Genomic DNA, 17,827 nt, shown 5'->3' on the forward strand with positions numbered 1-17,827 from the left:
TCGCGCTGCAACATAGAGGGGAGGACGCATGACCGTCCATCAGACACCATCACAGTTCGAGCCGCTGCTCTCGGTCGAGGGCGTGACCCTGCAATACAAGACGCCGGATACGCTGGTCACGGCGACCTACCGCGTCGATTTCAAGGTGTTCGATTCCGACCGCTTCGTGCTGCTCGGGCCGTCCGGCTGCGGAAAGTCCACCCTGCTGAAGGCGATCGGCGGCTATCTGAAGCCGACCGAGGGCCGCATCCGCCTCAAGGGCCATGAGGTCACCGAGCCCGGTCCGGACCGGATGATGGTGTTCCAGGAATTCGATCAGCTGCTGCCGTGGAAGACGGTGCGCGAGAACGTCGTGTTCGCGCTGACCGCGAGCGGCCGGCTGAGCGCTGATGAGGCGCAGGAGCGGGCGAAATCCTATATCGACAAGGTCGGCCTGACCAAATTCATCGACTCCTATCCGCATATGTTGTCGGGCGGCATGAAGCAGCGCGTCGCGATCGCCCGGGGCATGGCGATGGAGCCGGACGTGCTGTTGATGGACGAGCCGTTCGCGGCGCTCGACGCGCTGACCCGGCGCAAGATGCAGGACGAGCTGCTGCAATTGTGGCAGGACACGCGTTTCACCGTGCTGTTCGTGACGCATTCGATCGAGGAGGCGATCAAGATCGGCTCGCGCATCCTGCTGCTGTCGCCGCATCCGGGCCGCGTCCGCGCCGAGCTCAACAGCGTGCCGCCGGGCACGATGGGCTCGGCCGAGCAGGTCGCGCTCGAAGGGCGCATCAACGACATGCTGTTCGGCCATCACTGAGGACGGGAGAGAGAGATCATGAGCGAGACGCTGGCGCTGCGCCCCGAAATCGTCAATGCAGAAACTCCCCTTGGCGACGTCAAGGTCGAGGCAAGCCTGTCCTGGCTGGAACGCATCTATCGCTTCGGTGCGGTCCGCAAGGCCATCATCCTGGTGGCGCTGGCCGCGCTGTGGCAGGCCTATGGATTGTGGTTGGCCAACCCGCTGCTGTTTCCGACCTTCACCGACACGCTCGCCGCCTTCTTCGAGAACATCGCCAATGGCGTGATCCCCGCGCGCACGCTGGTCTCGTTGGAGACGCTGCTGATCGGCTACGGCGTCGGCATCGCGCTCGCCGCCGTGCTGACCACGATCGCGATCGGCTCGCGGATCGGCGCCGATCTCCTGGAGGCGCTGACCTCGATGTTCAATCCGCTGCCGGCGATCGCGCTGCTGCCGCTGGCGCTGATCTGGTTCGGACTCGGCAAGGGCAGCATCATCTTCGTGCTGGTGCATTCGGTGCTGTGGGCGATCGCGCTCAACACCCATTCCGGCTTCCGCTCGGTGTCCAACACCCTGCGCATGGTCGGCCTGAACTACGGCCTGCGTGGGCTGAAGCTGGTGCGCTTCATCCTGATCCCCGCCGCCTTCCCGGCGATCCTGACCGGCCTGAAGGTCGGCTGGGCCTTCGCCTGGCGCACCCTAATCGCCGCCGAGCTGGTGTTCGGCGTCTCCTCGGGCTCGGGTGGGCTCGGCTGGTTCATCTTCGAGAACCGCAACCAGCTGGAGACGGCGAACGTCTTCGCCGGCCTGTTCACCGTGATCTTCATCGGCCTCGTCGTCGAGAACGTCGTGTTCGCCACCATCGAGCGCAAGACGGTGCGGCGCTGGGGCATGCAGCACTGATGAGCTATAAGCAAAACAACAAGGAGAGGGAGACGACCATGTCCTGGAGCAAATCACTCACCGCCGCAGCATTCGGCCTCGCCACGCTGCTCGGCGCCACATCAGCGCAGGCCGAGGTCAAGGAGATCAGGCTCTCCAAGGGCTACGGCATCCTCTATCTGCCGCTGATCGTGATGGAGGATCAGAAGCTGATGGAGAAGCAGGCCGAGAAGGCCGGCCTCGGTCCGTTCAAGGTGAGCTGGCAATTGCTCGACGGCGGCAACATCATCAACGACGCGATGATGGCCGGCTCGCTCGACATCGCCGGCACCGGCGCGCCCGGCTTCATCACGCTGTGGGCCAAGGCCAAGGGCATCCCGGCGGTCGAGGTGGTCGGCGTCAGCGGGCTGAGCTCGACCTCGCTGTGGATGAACAGCAACAATCCCGAGATCAAGTCGCTGAAGGATTTCAAGCCGAGCGACAAGATCGCGCTGCCAGGCATCAAGACCTCGCTGTCGGCAGTCATGCTGCAGATGATGGCGGCCCACGAGTTCGGCAAGGAGAACTATGCCAAGCTCGATCCGATGACCGTCGGCTTGCCGCACCCCGAAGCGGTGGCGGCGCTGACCTCGGGCAAGACCGAGATCACGGCGCATTTCACCTCGCCGCCGTTCTCCTATATCGAGCTGAAGGATTCCAAGATCCGCCGCGTCGCCAATTCCGCCGACGTCCTCGGACGGCTGACGATGGACGTCGTGTTCGCGCCGAAGCGCTTCGTCGATGCCAATCCGAAGGTCGTGCAGGCCTTCCTCGACGCGCTCGACGAGGCCTGCACCCTGATCGCCAACGACAAGGCCGCCGCCGCCGAGATCTACGCCCGCACTGCCAAGGTGAAGACCACCAAGGAGGACGTGCTCGAGATGCTGCAGGACAAGGACACCTGGTTCTCCGCGACGCCGGAGGGGGTGTTGAAGATCGCCGAGTTCATGCATGGCGTCGGCTCGATCAAGGTCAAGCCGGCCAACTGGCAGGACATGTTCGTCACCCAGCTGCGCGACAGGAAAGGCAGCTGACGCCGCGCGTGTCTAGGAGGCCTGCGGAAACGCGACGCGCACCCGCAGGCCGCCTTCCGGTGAGGTCGACAGATCGAGGCTGGCGCCGTGGGCGTCGGCGATCTGCTTGACGATGGCGAGGCCGAGCCCGCTGCCGCCGGTGCTGCGGCTGCGGGAATTCTCCAGCCGGAAGAACGGCTCGAACACCGCGTTGCGCGCATCGGGCGGAATGCCCGGACCGTCGTCGTCGATCGCGATCACGGCGGACTTGTCCGGCAGCACCCGCACCGTGCAGCGCGTGGCGAAGCGCAGCGCATTCTCGATCAGATTGATGAACAGGCGCCGCAGCGCTGTCGGCTCGCCGAGGACGGTCAGCGGCGCGCGGCCGAGCTCGGCGCTGATCTGCGCGCCGCTCTGCCGCCGGTCGTCCACGATCTCCATGAGCATCGCCGTGAGATCGAGCGGCTGGCGCTGGATGGCGGCAAAGCCGCCGCGCGAGACCGCCAGTGCGTCCTCGAGAAGGCGGGTCATCTCATCGAGATCGCCGGCCGCCTTGTCGCGCTGTTCCTGCTCAGGCAGACGCTCGACGCGCAGGCGCAGCCGGGTGATGTAGGTCTTGAGGTCGTGTGACACCGCCCCAAGCAGCAGCGTGCGGCCGCGCACCAGCTCGGAGATGCGCGTTTGCATGTCGTTCACCGCCGATATCAGGTTGCGGATCTCCGGTGCGCCCGCCGGCTTCACATGCACCGCGGTCGCATCGCTGCTGAACTGGCCGAGCGAGCGGCTGAGCTGGCGCAGCGGCCGCGCCTCGCGCGCGATCGCGATCACCGCGGCCATGCCGATCAGCGCGCCGAGCAGGCCGACGCCGAAGCCGGGCGGCAGCCCGAACAGGCGCGGGCCGGCGGCGCCACTGGCTTCGAACACGACATAGTCGCGGTCGCGCAGCGACACCGCAAAGCGCACCGAGCGGCTGGCGTTGCGCCAATAGTCGCCGAGGTGCCAGTCGCGCCAGCGCGGCAGCCCGGCACGGGACCGCAGCACAATGACGTCGCGGGGCCGCAGCGCTTGCAGATACAATTTCAGGAACTGCTCGGCGAGCGGCCGGCGCATCGTCTCGGCTGACGCCTCGGGGCGCTCCTGGGTCAGCGTGACGCGCAGCCGCTCGCTGCTGGCAGCCTTGAGGATGAGCGGGCGCTCCGCGGATTCTGCGTTTTCGATCAGCTGAACGATGGCGCTGACCTGCTCTGGCAGCGGAAACAACCGCCTGAAGATCTCCTCGCGGGACTCGCTGAGGAACAGCCAGCCGAGACCGACCGCCCACAGCGCGATCAGCGCGAACAGCACGATCGCCATCAGCCGTCCGGCGAAGCCGAGGCGCCCGAGCACGGCTTACAGCTCCTTGACCGAACCGGTGAAGATGTAGCCGGCGCTGCGCACGGTCTTGATCAGCTCGTCCTCGCCGTCACGCTCAATCTTCTTGCGCAGCCGGCTGACCTGCACGTCGATGGTGCGGTCGAGCGGATCGGCCTGCCGGCCGCGGGTCCAGTCCATCAATTGATCGCGCGACAGCACGCGGTTGGGCCTGACCAGGAAGCAGCCGAGCAGCTCGAATTCGGCGCTGGTGAGCGGCAGCGGTCCGTCCTCCGCATGCGCGATCTCGCGCTTGTCCAGATCGACCGTGAGCTTGGCATTGACGAGGAAGCGGCGAGTCTCCAGCGGCGCCGGCTCGGCGCGGCGCAGGATGGCGCGGATGCGCGCCACCAGCTCGCGCGGGCTGAACGGCTTCGGCAGATAGTCGTCGGCGCCCATCTCGAGCCCGACGATGCGGTCGATCTCGTCGCCTTTGGCCGTCAGCATCAGGATCGGCACGCGTGAGGCCGCGCGCAGCCGCCTGCAGATCGACAGGCCATCCTCTCCGGGCAGCATGATGTCGAGCACGACGAGGTCGGGATCGCCGAAGGTGTTGCGGAAGCGGTCGAGCGCCGCGCCGCCGTCGCCGACATCGACCCGGAAGCCTTCGCGCGCCAGATGGTCGCGTAGCAGGCTGCGGATCTCGATGTCGTCCTCGATGATCAGGAGATGGGGGCGCTGGTCCATGCCGGTCGTTTTAAGAACACCTCGCGTGATCGGGCAACCCTGCCTCAGGGACCGTTACAAAACGTTACATGGCCGCTCTTTCCTGCAATCCGCCGGCAAAGTTGATCGGCGAGGCTCTCCTCACGCCATGAGGCGGTGTCGAAGTAACAGGAGAGACAGATGAGTTCAGTTCGGACCCCGATTGCGGCCGCGGCGATCGCCGCGATGGTGATGGCGCTGGGGGCGTCCAGCGCCCAGGCCTGGACCCGCAGCGGCGGCGGCGTCGGCCCGCGCGGCGGCACCTGGTCGTCCTCCGGCTCGGGCGGCTGTGGCGGCGGCAGCTGCAGCCATAGCCGCAGTTTCACCGGTCCGCGCGGCGGCGTCGTCACCAACAGCGGTCAGACGACCTGCGCCGGCGGCAGCTGTACCCACACGGGAACGACGACGGGTCCGTATGGCGGCACCGTCAGCCGCAGCAGCACCGTCACGCGCTGACGCGACCGACCCCGGCTCCGCACCTCCCGCGGGGCCGGGCGGGCGCAGATCGTCCGCAGATCTCGAGCACCCCATGGAGACCTCATGCGCAAGATCCATCGCCTGTCGCTGGCGAGCGCGCTCGCGACCACGCTCGCCTTTGCAGCCTCCCTGGCGCGCGCCGGCGGTATTGACGTCGGCCCGGCAATGCAGCGGCCTGACGTCCGGGCCGCCATCGCAGCCTGCCATGCCGACCAGAGGCGGCTGTGTGCCACCGTCCAGCCGGGAGGGGGCCGCATCGTGCGCTGTCTCGCTGCCCAATCTGATCAGCTCAGCGACACCTGCGCCGCCGCGATGCAAGCCGCGAGCGACGCTCTGACGGCTGCCGGCGCCGCGCTGCGACCTGCGCCGCAGTCGCGTACCCGGCTGTAAGCGCCGACCATCGGGATTTCCACAGAACCAGTATCATCGTGCAGGAGTACGCCGACCATGCGCGCCGTTCTCGACGACCATGCCGCCGGCTGGCCATTGCTCCTCGCCATCGTCTTCATCGGCCTCGAGTTAATCTACGGACTGCTGGCCGGCCGTGAGGACGTCTACGATCCGGCGGAGACGCTGGCATCGTTCGGCGTGGCGGTCGGCAACGTCATCGCCAAGGCATTGACCAGCGGTGTGGCGGTGTTTCCGTTGGTCTTCGCCTATCAGCACCGGCTGTTCGAGATCCCGCTCGATTTCGTCTGGAGCTGGACCGTGCTCTTCATCGCGGTCGAGTTCTGCTACTACTGGTTCCACCGCGCCTCGCACCGGATCCGCTGGCTATGGGCCACGCATGCGGTGCATCATTCGGCGACGCGTTTCAATCTCTCGGCGGGCATCCGGCTCGGCTGGACCGGGCAACTGACCGGCGCCTTCCTGTTCTTCCTGCCGCTCGCCTGGATCGGCTTTCAGCCGCTGGCGATCATGCTTCTGCTCGGACTGGGCCTGCTCTACCAGTTCTTCCTGCACACCGGCGCCCCCGTCCATCTCGGTCCACTGGAATGGGTGCTGAACACGCCGCGCCATCATCGCACGCATCACGCCGTCAACGACAGCTGCCTCGACCGCAACTACAGCTCCGTGCTGATCGTGTTCGACCTGATGTTCGGGACCTTCGCCGAAGCGCCTCGCGACGAACCGCTGCAGTTCGGCCTCCGCGGCCGCTTGCCCACCAACAATCCGTTCCGCATCGTGTTCGGCGAATGGATCGCGCTCGCAGGCGATGCCTGGCGGGCGCCCGGTGTCCGGCGCAAGCTGCGGCTGTTGTTCGGGCCGCCGTAAGTGAGGCCGTCCACCTTTCATTTTGCCGCGATGTCGACTATCTGATCCTGCGCAGGCAATGCCGGGCCCGGACAATGTTCCCGCGCGGCGGCCGATGATGGGGGAGATTGCGATGCGGAGATTGCTGACCGTGCTGGCGGCGCTCATGACGCTGAGCCTGACCAATTGCGGCTACAACGCGATCCAGACCAATGACGAGCAGGTCAAGGCGGCCTGGTCCGAGGTCGTCAACCAGTATCAGCGCCGCGCCGATCTGGTGCCCAACCTCGTCAACAGCGTGAAGGGGTTTGCGCAGCAGGAGAAGGATGTTCTGCTCGGCGTCACCAATGCGCGCGCCAAGGTCGGCAGCGTCCAGGCCACGCCCGACGTCGTCAACGATGCCGCCGCGCTGCAGAAGTTCCAGGCCGCGCAGAGCGAGCTGACGGGCGCGCTGTCGCGCCTTCTGGTCGTCACCGAGAACTATCCGCAGCTGAAATCGGATGCGCTGTTCCGCGACCTGATGTCCCAGCTCGAAGGCACCGAGAACCGCATCACGGTGGCGCGCAACCGCTACATCAAGTCGGTGCAGGAGTACAACGTCGGCATCCGCACCTTCCCGAACAACCTCACGGCCATGGCGTTCGGCTACAAGGAGAAGGCCAACTTCACCGTCGAGAACGAGCGCGAGATCTCGGTCGCGCCGAAGGTCGACTTCAACGCGCCGTCGCCTGCGCCGTCCAAATAGCCGGAGCGTCCGATCTTGCGCGCGCGCTCGGCCGTCAAGGCGCTGCTTGCGACGCTGCTCGTCTGCCTCGCGACGATCGTGTGGGCCGACGTCGCAGTCCCGCAGCTGACGGGCCGCGTCGTCGACCAGACCGGCACGCTGTCCGCGTCGGACGTCGCGGGTCTCACCCAGAAGCTCAAGGACCTGGAGACCCGCAAGGGCAGCCAGGTCGCGGTGCTGATCGTGCCGACCACGCAGCCCGAGACGATCGAGCAGTTCTCGATCCGCGTCGCCGAGGCCTGGAAGATCGGCCGCAGGAAGGTCGACGACGGCGCGCTGCTGGTGATTGCCAAGAACGACCGCAAGCTGCGCATCGAGGTCGGCTACGGGCTCGAAGGCAGCCTCACCGACGTCACCGCGCGCCGGATCATCGACGAGGTCATCACGCCGAAATTCCGCTCCGGCGATTTCGCCGGCGGCATCGACGCCGGCATCGACCGCATCATCGGCGTGATCAATGGCGAGACCCTGCCGGTGCCGCAGCCGCAGGCCTCGCATGGCGATATCGACATGGACTCCATCACGTCGTTCGCGCCGGTGGCGCTGTTCGGCGCGCTGGTGATCGGCGGCATCCTGCGCACGCTGCTTGGCCGCCTCCTGGGATCGCTGGCCACCGGCGGCGCCATGGGCGCGATCGCCTGGGTGATGGTGGGATCGGCGGGATTGGCAGCGTTGTCGGCGATCGCCGGCTTCGTCATCGCCTTCATTGCCGACAGTTTCGCCTCGATGGCGGGGCCGGGCAGCGGCCGCCGCGGCGGCTGGTCGAGCGGCTCGTCGTCGGGAGGCTGGAGCAGCGGCAGTTCGAGCAGCGGTGGCTTCTCAGGGGGCGGCGGCAGCTTCGGCGGCGGCGGCGCCTCGGGCAGCTGGTGAGGCGGAACCACATGAGCATCACACGGATCGGCCGGCATCTGCTGCATCATCATTGGCAGCTCAGGCGCGTCTTCACGCCGGATGTCCTGGCGAGGATCGAGCAGGCGATCAAGGACAGCGAGCGCGTCCATGCCGGCCAGCTCCGCTTCGTCGTCGAAGGCGCACTCGACGGCCGGCCGCTGTGGCGCAACCAGCCGCCGCGCGAGCGTGCGCTCGACCTGTTCTCCAGCTTGCGGATCTGGGACACTGCCCACAACAACGGCGTTCTGATCTATCTGCTGCTCGCCGACCGCGACGTCGAGATCATCGCCGATCGCGGCATCCATGAGCGCGTCGGCGCCGCCGGCTGGGAGACGATCTGCCGGGCGATGGAGGCCGAGTTCCGCGCCGGGCGATTCGAGCAGGGCGTGATGCAAGGCATCGCCGCGGTGTCACGCGAGCTCGCGAAACATTTTCCGCCGCACGCCGGCGAGACCAACGAGCTGCCGGACGCGCCGGTGGTGATGTAGCTCGATCTCATACCTTCGCTGACATCAGCAGCATCGTACGCCACGCAATCATTGGCCACGCTCTCTCCGTCATTCCGGGGCGCGCGGAACGCGCGAGCCCGGAATCCATAACCCCGAGCGGTGGTGAGGCGAAGAAGCGCCACCACGATCTCGCGCCCCAGGACGGTTCGTGGCTATGGATTCCGGGCTCGTCGCTGCGCGCCGCCCCGGAATGACGGCGGAGAGAATCTTTGCCGCAACTCACACCGTTGCCGCCTCTGCGCCGTAGCGCTTCACCATGTCCCGCGCCAGCTCCGCCATCTTCGTCCGCAGCTCCGGCGGATCGATCACCTCGGCCTCCGGGCCGAAGCGCAGCAGCTCGCCGGCCGCGTGCCACAGCGTCGTCCCGGTCGGGATCGTCGCGATGCGCCAGCCATCGGCATCGGCGTCGTCGGCGAGCCGCGTGCGGGCGCGCACGTAAGGCTGGCTCCACACCTCCAGCAGCTTCACGCCGCGCGGCGACAGGCGGACCGTCGCTGCGTTCGGATGCATCTCCGCCTCGAGCCGCTCCGTCGCGGCGCGCCAATAAGCGGCGAGATCAAAATCGGCCGGCCGCGCGAAGCTCTCGGTGGTCACCGTGCAATCGAGAATGCGCGCGACCCGGTAGGTGCGCACGCTGCGTTCGACCCCTCCTGCGAGATACCAGCTGCCGCCCTTGAGCACGAGGCCGAGCGGCGCGACGCGACGGCGCTTCTCGGCACGCCAGGTCTGATAGCGGATGTCGATCTGGCGGTCGGCGAGCAGCGCATCGGCGATGGCGCGCAGATGCACCGGCTCCTCGGCCTCGCCGAACCAGCCGGGCGCATCGAGATGAAACCGCGCCTGCATCCGGCCGGCATTGGCGCGATGGCTCGGCGGCAGCGCCGCGACGAGCTTGCTCTGCGCCGCGCTCATCGCGCCATCGAGCCCGAGCGCGGCGGCCGGGCCGGGCAGGCCGGCCATGAACAGCGCGTCGGTCTCCGCCGGCGACAGTCCGTTCAGCCGCACGCGATAGCCGTCGAGCAGGCGGAACCCGCCCTCGGCGCCGCGCTCGGCATAGACGGGGATTCCGGCGGCGGAGAGCGCGTCGATGTCGCGATAGATCGTGCGTACCGAGACCTCGCAGGCATCCGCGAGCTCGGGCGCGGTGACCTGTCCCTTGGCCTGCAGGGTCGTGAGGATGGAGAGCAGACGGCTGGCGCGCATGCCGTTGTTTAAACATACCTGACACGCCTTGTCAGGTATGGTGTGCGACAAGCCCGCCACCGCAGCCGGCAATGGGAGGAGACCATCATGACCGCCGACGACAAGATCACGCTGTATTATTCACCGCAGACCCGCGCCGCCGGCACACGCGTCCTGCTCGAAGAGCTCGGCGCGCCCTACGATCTGCATGTCCTCAACATGAAGGCCGGCGAGCAGCGCAAGCCGGAGTTCCTGGCCGTCAATCCGCTCGGCAAGGTGCCGACGATCGGGCATCGCGGCCAGATCGTGACCGAGCAGGTCGCGATCTTCATCTATCTCGCCGATCTGTTTCCGCAGGCGGGGCTGACGCCGGCACTCGACGACGTCCTGCGCGGGCCCTATTTGCGCTGGATCGCCTATTACGGCGCCTCGTTCGAGCCGGCCGTGATCGACCATTTCATGAAGCGCGAGCCGGCGCCGGTCACGCAGTCGCCCTATGCCGACTACGACACCATGCTGGGGGCGCTGGAGCAGCAGCTCGCCAAGGGGCCGTATCTCCTCGGTGAGCGCATGACCGCCGCCGACGTGCTGTGGGGCGTCGCCTTCAACTGGACCATGATGTTCGGCGTGGTGCCGCGCAAGGACGTGTTCGTGCGCTACGCCGAGCGCATCACCCAGCGTCCGGCGTTCCAGCGCGTCACGGCCGCGGATGTCGAGATGGCCGCCCAGCACGCGGCCGCTGCCGGCGTCTGAGCGCCGGCCATCGCTGGAATCGAGCGAGGTCCCGCCGGCAGCGGGACCTCGCCGAAGCGATTGCACATCGTCTGGCAGGCTGGGATCGCCGAACCTCGGGCTTCCCGCAGCGGCGTCGCTAGTTCAGGCTGATCCCCGCGAGCGGCGTGCCGTCGACGCCGTTGTTGCTGATCGCGTTGTTCTTGAAGGACGAGACGGAGCCGCCGCCGGTCTGGACGACGCCGTTGGAATTGCCCTGGATGACGGAATTTCCCAACGTCACGATGGCGCCGCTGCCGCTTGCCAGAACCCCGGTGTTGTTGAACTCGGAGACCAGCCGGTCGAGAAAGACGCCCATCCCCGGCTTTCCCGCCGGGACCGTCGCGGATATCCCGGCATTGCCATTTACGATGGCCCTCGTGTTCGAGACGAGCACGCTGATCGCGCTGCTCGAATTCGCGGTCGAGACCGTGACGCCGAAGGCGGACGCCTTCAGCGAGGAGTCGGCGATCACCACCTGCGCCGCACCTGACGGCGCGACCGAGATTGCACTCTGAGAGAAGTTCTCGATCGTACAGTTCTCGATGACGAGCTTGCGGCCGGCGAGGAAATTGACGCCGTTGAGGCCGAGGGTCGTGCCGGCGCCGTTGATGCTCAGATTACGCAGGATGATGACGTCGTTGGCGCCGGCATTCACGTTGATGCCGTTGGTCGCCGACGCCAGGATCGAGGCCATGGTCCCCCCGCCGTCGATGGTGATCGATTTGGTGATCGTCACCGCGCCGAAGCCGCCGGGATCGAGCACATCGATCTCGCCGCCGGCCGCGGTCTTCGAGATCGCGCCGGCGAAGGTCTTGCAGGGCGCCGTCCGGCTGCACGGGTTGACGTCGTCGCCGACCCCCGACACCCAGGTCCGCGTCGCCTGCGCGTGCGCGCCTGACGAGGCAAGCATCAACATTGCAATGCACAAAAATCCGATCGAACAAACGAGCTTTCGCATGGAGCGCTCCCCTGGAAATTCTGGTGATGAAAAATAGTCCGAAGACAGAGTATTAGTCTACGAGAGCAACCAGAGCGTTCATTGAAATCGATGAGGAGAAACGGCACATTTTGCGATCGATAACCGGCGCCAAGACGTTGAGAATTCAAAGGACGCCGGCAAGATGGCTTCATCGCGCGATGCGCACCTCTGCCTCTTCCACCAAATTGAGCGCTAAGTTTCGGCGGCGCAACTCGTGGAGCGAGCTTCTGAGTCGGACCCGCCAGGACGCCGACTCCAGGGACGCGACGTCACGTCCGCGGCGTTTTGCCCGCTCCTGGTCTCGTTGATTGTGATGTCAGATTATGCAATCTAAGGATTATTGCGGCTTTCCTTGTTCGTATCGCTCATCCAGATTTGCATTTGGAGAATTTCATGCGGGTTGCCTCCTATAATGTGGAGAATCTGTTTTCGCGTCCGGCTGTCCTGAACATGAAGGACAATGACTACGCCGCGGGAATTCTTGCCCAGATCGCGGAGCTGACTGGGCTCCTGGAGCTGAAGAGCTATGCTGGCGAGAAGAGCCGGATCGAGAAGTTGCATGCCGACGTAAAGAAGTACATCTCCATCAATATTCGATCGTCGACGGCAGGGCGCTTCCTGTTCAGCGCCGATAGTAAACTTCTGGCGAAGGGCCGGACCGATTGGGACGGCTTCGTTGATCTTCAACGGGAACGCTTTTCGGAGGAGCAGATCAAATTTACCGGCAAGGTGATCAAGGAAGTCGCTGCTGATGTTCAATGCCTTGTCGAGGTCGAGAGTGCCGATACTCTGAAAAGATTCAACACGGATATCATCGACTCGCGGTTTAGCGACCGCATCGTCATCGATGGAAACGACCCCCGTGGTATCGATATCGCTCTCGGCGCCGTCAAGTCTGTGCCGATCCTCTCGGCTCGCACGAACATATTCGCTCGCGACAAGATCGGGACCATCTTCTCGCGCGACTGTCTTGAGGTCGAGCTTCGACTCAAGAAGGACAGAAGACTCCATGTCCTCGTGAATCACTTCAAGGCGAAAGATCGCAACAAGGAGGAATCGGACGCCAAGCGCAGACGCCAGGCAGCCGAGGTGTCGCGCATTCTGCAAACCCGATACAATCTCAAGAAAGATCTGGTCGTCGTGGCCGGTGATCTCAACGATGAGCCCGACAGCAAGCCGCTGGCTCCACTGATCAGAACGCCAAACCTGCACAATTGCTTCGATCTGGTCGACCGCCCACTGGACGATCGCTGGACGTACTACTATGGCGCGGATCGCCAGTATAACACGATCGACTATCTGTTCGTTTCGGAAGCCCTGCGGAAACACGTCGTGGATGCGGGATTGGAGCGCCGCGGTATGTGGAAGCTCGAAGAGCTCACGGGCGGCAAGGAGCGTCCTTTCAAGGGGATCGATGATTGGAAGCTGGCGGCTTCCGACCACGCCGCGATCTGGGTTGATCTGGACGTGTGACGGCGGCCTCGCGAAGGATGAAGTCGAGCCGGGATCGAAGCCGAATTTCGAGTGAAGCGCAGCCTTCACAGATGAATCTCAGATAAGGGGGAGCGGCCATGAACGTTGATGAGGACCTGCCCTTTCAGCCGATTCGATCGCACCTCTATGAGTCACAAGAACTCATGCGCGGCTTCGATGTCGCAGATCCCGGGAGTCATCTCCGGATTCCCGATTTCCTGACCTATGTCTATTTCGTGCAGAACGGTCGCGCGGCACCCAAAACCAGGGATGCCGGAATGATGGAGGCACTTCACGACAACTCCATCCTTCGCGCCATGTGGAAGTTCATTTCCGATCGCAAGCAGCCGACAGCGGCAATCATGGGAGGTCACAAGGAGCTGCGAGGTTCGAAGACCTATGTCGCCGTTGCCGAAATGGCTCGACGGCTCACGAGGGAAGGGTTCTTGATGGCCAGCGGCGGGGGGCCCGGCGCCATGGAAGCCGTTCATCTGGGGGCGTTGCTGGCGCAGGAAGATGATCAGACCATGCGCGAGGCGATCGTCCACCTCGCAACGCAAGCGAGCTTGCCAAACTCGATCAATATCGTCGATGCGGCGGGAAACGTCGACGAGGCCGTCGCTCAACTCGTCCATAGATGGGCCGTGCCCGCTGTCGAACTCCTCGAAAGGTATCGGAACGGCGGCGTAAGTCTAGCGGTCCCAACTTGGCATTACGGTCATGAGCCTCTCACGCCGCTCGCAACCCATGTCGCGAAATATTTCCTCAACAGCATCCGCGAGGATGTTCTGTTGGCGCTGGCGGTGAATGGAATCATTTTCGCCCCTGGCAAGGCCGGCACGCTCCAAGAGGTATTTCAGGACGCAGCCCAGAATTACTATCGGGGCGACGGTCCCTTTAGTCCGATGATCTTTTTCGATCGAACGTTCTGGCGCGAGACTTTGCCGGTCGAAAGCCTCCTGGAGGCTCTGTTCGCCAAGAACGGTCAAGGTGACGAATTCGAGAAGAAGGTTCGTTTCACCGATGATATCGAAGAGGTGGTGGAACTGCTCGTGGCTCAGAAGGCAGGAAGCGATGCTCGGCTGTTGAGTCGAATGGAGACGCTCGGAATGTCTGACCTGTTGGTCTAGCAGTCTGAGCCCGGAAGCCGCACTACGCGGATTTGCTGTGACTGCAGTGCATTTAATAGCTGCTCAGCTCTCGTAAATTATCTCGTGATGTTCAGGTCGCCGACATCCGGGTCCGCCGGCCGCTCGCCATCGAAATCGTTGTGAGAGAGGAGGGCACCCAGTCCGAACAGGATCATTCCGCCGATCCATATCAAGCTGGTGGCGGTGAGATAGGCGGACGTGCCGACGCCGACCGATCCAGTAAGGCCCATCAGGCTGCCGCCGTTGAGCAGTAGTCCGATGCTGCCCCATAGCCAAAAGAGCACTGTCAAAAACCCTCGGCCGATGCCGGGATGGCTCCGGAGCCGAAACGTGCTCTCCCAGTTTTTCTTGCCGGCCAGTATTCCCATCGCGTCATTCCCTCTCAATGCGGAAAATCAACCGCAACGTGTGTGGAAAGACAACCCCCTTCTCAGCGACCGCTGCTCGCGGCGCCGGATTACGGACGGTGCACTTTAATCGTCTTGCCCGAGTGTCCTGCGGGATCAGGATGGTCGATCCCTCCTCCGGATTACGATGACGCTGCACAAAATGTGCGGTGACAGTGCTGGACTGCACAAATTGGAAACTGCCTACAGCCGCCCTCACTCCCACTCACCCGACGGGCATTTCCCGCAATCCCACCATGCGCAAACTGCCCGTCGAGCCAGTTTGTCGCACGCTTGCCGGCTTGTAGCGTCGGGCAAATCACGACGATGATCCCGGCCATCCCGCCTGCGATGAAGAGGGACGTTTCGGCCGATCGTCACGAGGCGTAGCAGCGGGGAGCGGTGGCCGTATCGGGCTTGGGGCTCTGCGCAAGCGGGCCGGCGAGCAAGCGCGGTACGGACGGTCAAGTCGTAGGGTCCTGGCATCCCGATGCCGATGCCAAGTTCGCATGCAGGCTTCGCCTCGTGCGGATGACGGTGACCAGAAAGCCCGGCGCACCGGGGAGACTACGAAGCAGCCGTAAGCCCATCGCGCAGGGAAGGCCGGGTCGTTCCGGCTGAACCTGTGGTTCCTGCCCCGTGCATTTTTTCCGCACGGGGGCCACGGGCCTCAGCCGAGGCTCGGCCTTCCCTGCGCCCTCCGATCTGAGGAGGGAGAACGCTGCTGATAGCTCGGGCGCGAAGACGTGCCGCGGGAGCGCAGCCTGCCGTGTCCTGATAGGGCGGCCAGTTAACGATGATTATTCGGGCACCGCTTGCCACACCTGCTCCACTTTGTCGGCGCAAATCCGCCCCGGATGAATCCCTAAAACTCAGGTAAGCCCTTCAAAAGTAAGATTTTGGCAATCAATCAAACGCTAACTAAGGTTACCAAGGGCTGAACGTCATCTGGAGACTTGATCGTGAGCGAGCAAAAGGCCGAACAGACCAGTCTTGGCACTGCAAGCCTCGGCACAGCCAGCCTCGGCATTGCAAGTCCTGGCGTGGCCAGCGCTGAGCCGGCGCTGAGGACCGCTGCGTCCCCCGACGTTGCCGATGCCGCCGTGCCGGCGATCGCTCCGGCCGCGCAGGCGATGATCTCGCCCGATCACGAGGCGCCCACGGCGGACCGTCAGGCTGCCGACGTGAAGGCTTTGACCACCGACGTTTCAGCGGTGACGCCGCAGGCCAAGCCCGAGCCGGTTGCCGCCGACGCCGTCAAGGCCGAGTCCACCTCCGAGCCGAAGGCGGAGACCAACGTCGAGTCTGCCAAGGTCGAGGAGATCAAGGCGGAGGCCGTCAAGGTCGAGCCGGCACCGGCCGAGCCCGCCAAGCTCGAGGTGGCCAAGCCCGAGGCGACCAAGCCCGAGCCGAAGCGGCTCGATCTGGTCAAGTCCGACAAGACCAAATCGGACAAGGTCAAGCCGGAGACGGCCAAAGCGGATGCGATCAAGTCCGACCCGATCAAGGTCAACTCCGGCCAGAGCATCTCGAACCCTGGCGCAGCCAAATCGCCGTCGACGATCCTGGACCTGATCAGGACCGAGCCGGTCAAGTCGGAGCCGGTCAAGACCGTGGCCGCGGCGGGCGATCTGCTCAAGGTGGAGACGCCCAAGCTGTCCGCGCTGGCGGCCAACGCGCCGAAGATCGGCCCGATGGGCGCCTCTGCGCCGAAGCAGGACGCGGCGGGCAAGACGGACGTGTCAGCCAGGTCGGAAGCGCCGGGCAAGCCGGCGGTTGCCGCTGCCAAGCCCGAGGGCGCTGCCAAGGCTGAGCCGGCTGCCAAAGCTGACGGCATGGCCAAGGCTGATGGCATGGCCAAATCGGAGGCGGCGGTTAAGCCCGAGCTCGCCGCGAAGCCGGAGCCGGCGGTGAAGACCGAGACGCCGATCAAGCCCGATGTGGCCGCCAAGCCCCCGGCGGGGGCGGCCGAAACGGCTGCCGAGCCGGTCAGCAAAGCGGGTCTGGCCGGAGCTGCCGTGGACAAGGCCGCCGCCTGGGCCAAGGGCAAGCTGAAGGCCGAGCCGTTCAAATTCGACGCGATGTCCAAGTCCGAGGCGGCGTCCAAGGGACCGTCCATGGGACCGTCCAAGGCTCCGCCCGCTGCGACGATCGCGGCCGCCGCGGCGGCGCTGCCGCCGCAACCGGGCAAGGCCGGGTCGCCTCCCGCTGCGATGACCGGGCGTTTCGGGCTTCCGGCCGTCGCCGCAATCGTGCTGCTGGCGATGGTGGTCGGCGGCGTCGCCGGCGCCGTCGTGACGGCCACCCTGATCGATCGCACCGGCGGCGGCATGGCCGAGACGTCGGCCGGCGGTGCTGCGGATCCGACCATGAGTGCGGCGGTGTCGCGCATCGACAACGAGATCGCGGCCCTCAAGGCCAGCCTCGACCAGACCAATCAGACCAGCCTGGTCGAACTCAACAAATCGGCCGAGCGGCTCGACCGGCTCGAAAAAGTGCTGGGTGAGCTCGCGACCAAGTCGTCGGGCAAGCCGAGCGAGTTGCAGCGGCTCAGCGAGGCGGTGGACCGGCTGCGCGCGGCGCAGGCGTCCGCCACCTCGCAGGCGACGGCGCGTGACAACACGGCGTCGGTGCCCCAGGCGGTCGGCGCGATCAACGCGGCGGCCCCGCCGTCAGGCGTGCCGATGCGGCAGGAGGCGAGCCGGGCCGAGCCGGCCAGGACGGATTCGGGCCGAGCCGAAGCTGCCCGCGCCGAATCTGCCCGGACCGAGACGGTGAGGGCAGAGGCGAGCCGCGCGGAGGCCGCCAAGCCCAAGGTCGTCGAAGGCTGGGTGCTGCGCGACGTCGGCCGCGGCGGCGCCCTCATTGAAGGTCGCGGCGGCCTCTACGAGGTCTATGCCGGCGATCCCGTCCCCGGCCTCGGCAAGGTCGACGCCATCCGCAAGCAGGACGGGCGCTGGGTGGTGGTCACGACCAAGGGGCTCGTCGTCGCGCGCTGACCAACCATATCTGCGTGAACCCATCCGACGAGGCGCCTCACCGCGACGTGAGGCGCCTCGTCGCACAATTGGCCGGTGCTGCCGCCTTTCGGCTATGTTCGGCCGGTAGCAAGCCGACGCGCGGCTCAG

17 protein-coding genes and 1 pseudogene are annotated in these 17,827 nt (G+C 65.4%); 13 read left to right on the forward strand and 5 right to left on the reverse strand.

The genetic code is table 11. The features are described 5' to 3' along the window. The first annotated feature begins 28 nt into the window (after positions 1 to 28). The 3 genes from QXZ94_RS31345 to QXZ94_RS31355 are packed head-to-tail and all read left to right on the forward strand — an operon-like array spanning position 29 to position 2,745. Positions 29 to 808, forward strand: a complete 780-nt coding sequence (locus QXZ94_RS31345) for an ABC transporter ATP-binding protein (protein ID WP_315724947.1) — start codon at positions 29 to 31, stop codon at positions 806 to 808. Positions 809 to 826: 18 nt separating this feature from the next. Continuing rightward, positions 827 to 1,693: an ABC transporter permease gene (locus QXZ94_RS31350; protein ID WP_315724949.1), complete on the forward strand. Its 867-nt coding sequence runs from the start codon at positions 827 to 829 to the stop codon at positions 1,691 to 1,693. Positions 1,694 to 1,731: 38 nt separating this feature from the next. Then, positions 1,732 to 2,745, forward strand: a complete 1,014-nt coding sequence (locus QXZ94_RS31355) for an ABC transporter substrate-binding protein (RefSeq protein WP_315726643.1) — start codon at positions 1,732 to 1,734, stop codon at positions 2,743 to 2,745. A gap of 12 nt (positions 2,746 to 2,757) precedes the next feature. Here the strand turns inward: QXZ94_RS31355 and QXZ94_RS31360 are convergent, their stop codons facing one another. Next, a complete protein-coding gene (locus QXZ94_RS31360) occupies positions 2,758 to 4,110 on the reverse strand; it encodes a sensor histidine kinase (RefSeq protein ID WP_315724951.1) in 1,353 nt (450 codons plus the stop codon). Positions 4,111 to 4,113: 3 nt separating this feature from the next. Beyond that, positions 4,114 to 4,821 (reverse strand): response regulator, encoded by a 708-nt coding sequence (locus QXZ94_RS31365; RefSeq protein WP_172114770.1) that lies wholly within the window; start codon positions 4,819 to 4,821, stop codon positions 4,114 to 4,116. Between the two features lie 210 nt (positions 4,822 to 5,031). On the opposite strand from QXZ94_RS31365, the gene QXZ94_RS31370 reads away from it, so the two are divergent. The 6 genes from QXZ94_RS31370 to QXZ94_RS31395 all read left to right on the forward strand — a co-directional run bounded on the left by QXZ94_RS31370 (position 5,032) and on the right by QXZ94_RS31395 (position 8,733). Next, on the forward strand, positions 5,032 to 5,295 hold the full coding sequence (locus tag QXZ94_RS31370) for a hypothetical protein (RefSeq protein WP_172114800.1): 264 nt from the start codon (positions 5,032 to 5,034) through the stop codon (positions 5,293 to 5,295). Between the two features lie 84 nt (positions 5,296 to 5,379). Then, entirely contained in the window at positions 5,380 to 5,706 is a 327-nt protein-coding gene (locus tag QXZ94_RS31375; protein WP_315724954.1) for a hypothetical protein, read from the forward strand. 57 nt (positions 5,707 to 5,763) lie between these two features. After that, positions 5,764 to 6,591, forward strand: a complete 828-nt coding sequence (locus QXZ94_RS31380; RefSeq protein ID WP_315724956.1) for a sterol desaturase family protein — start codon at positions 5,764 to 5,766, stop codon at positions 6,589 to 6,591. 112 nt (positions 6,592 to 6,703) lie between these two features. Beyond that, a complete protein-coding gene (locus QXZ94_RS31385; protein WP_315724958.1) occupies positions 6,704 to 7,315 on the forward strand; it encodes a LemA family protein in 612 nt (203 codons plus the stop codon). A gap of 15 nt (positions 7,316 to 7,330) precedes the next feature. Beyond that, positions 7,331 to 8,224, forward strand: coding sequence for a YgcG family protein (locus tag QXZ94_RS31390; RefSeq protein WP_315724960.1), 894 nt, complete (start codon positions 7,331 to 7,333; stop codon positions 8,222 to 8,224). Between the two features lie 11 nt (positions 8,225 to 8,235). Further along, positions 8,236 to 8,733, forward strand: coding sequence for a TPM domain-containing protein (locus tag QXZ94_RS31395; RefSeq protein ID WP_315724962.1), 498 nt, complete (start codon positions 8,236 to 8,238; stop codon positions 8,731 to 8,733). 240 nt (positions 8,734 to 8,973) lie between these two features. On the opposite strand, the gene QXZ94_RS31400 is transcribed toward QXZ94_RS31395, so the two are convergent. Further along, a complete protein-coding gene (locus QXZ94_RS31400) occupies positions 8,974 to 9,957 on the reverse strand; it encodes a YafY family protein (protein ID WP_315724964.1) in 984 nt (327 codons plus the stop codon). Between the two features lie 87 nt (positions 9,958 to 10,044). Between QXZ94_RS31400 and QXZ94_RS31405 the strand changes: the two genes are divergently transcribed. Beyond that, the gene (locus QXZ94_RS31405) at positions 10,045 to 10,689 is read left to right on the forward strand and encodes a glutathione S-transferase family protein (protein ID WP_315724966.1); all 645 of its coding nucleotides are present in this window, start codon (positions 10,045 to 10,047) and stop codon (positions 10,687 to 10,689) included. 118 nt (positions 10,690 to 10,807) lie between these two features. Here the strand turns inward: QXZ94_RS31405 and QXZ94_RS31410 are convergent, their stop codons facing one another. Then, complete coding sequence (locus tag QXZ94_RS31410; protein WP_315724968.1) at positions 10,808 to 11,626, reverse strand: hypothetical protein; 819 nt, start codon at positions 11,624 to 11,626, stop codon at positions 10,808 to 10,810. Between the two features lie 456 nt (positions 11,627 to 12,082). On the opposite strand from QXZ94_RS31410, the gene QXZ94_RS31415 reads away from it, so the two are divergent. Both QXZ94_RS31415 and QXZ94_RS31420 read left to right on the forward strand, forming a co-directional pair. Beyond that, positions 12,083 to 13,162 (forward strand): endonuclease/exonuclease/phosphatase family protein, encoded by a 1,080-nt coding sequence (locus QXZ94_RS31415; protein WP_315724970.1) that lies wholly within the window; start codon positions 12,083 to 12,085, stop codon positions 13,160 to 13,162. Positions 13,163 to 13,260: 98 nt separating this feature from the next. Next, positions 13,261 to 14,292 carry a hypothetical protein gene (locus QXZ94_RS31420; RefSeq protein ID WP_315724972.1) on the forward strand — a complete coding sequence of 344 codons (1,032 nt, stop codon included), beginning with the start codon at positions 13,261 to 13,263 and terminating at the stop codon, positions 14,290 to 14,292. 77 nt (positions 14,293 to 14,369) lie between these two features. On the opposite strand, the gene QXZ94_RS31425 is transcribed toward QXZ94_RS31420, so the two are convergent. Then, on the reverse strand, positions 14,370 to 14,681 hold the full coding sequence (locus QXZ94_RS31425; protein WP_315724974.1) for a hypothetical protein: 312 nt from the start codon (positions 14,679 to 14,681) through the stop codon (positions 14,370 to 14,372). A 2,834-nt stretch (positions 14,682 to 17,515) separates the two neighbouring features. On the opposite strand from QXZ94_RS31425, the pseudogene QXZ94_RS34475 reads away from it, so the two are divergent. Next, a pseudogene (locus QXZ94_RS34475) lies at positions 17,516 to 17,698 on the forward strand (hypothetical protein); the annotation flags it as partial. Positions 17,699 to 17,827: the final 129 nt, after the last annotated feature.

Source organism: Bradyrhizobium sp. SZCCHNS2022 (assembly GCF_032377575.1).
GTDB lineage: Bacteria > Pseudomonadota > Alphaproteobacteria > Rhizobiales > Xanthobacteraceae > Bradyrhizobium > Bradyrhizobium aeschynomenes.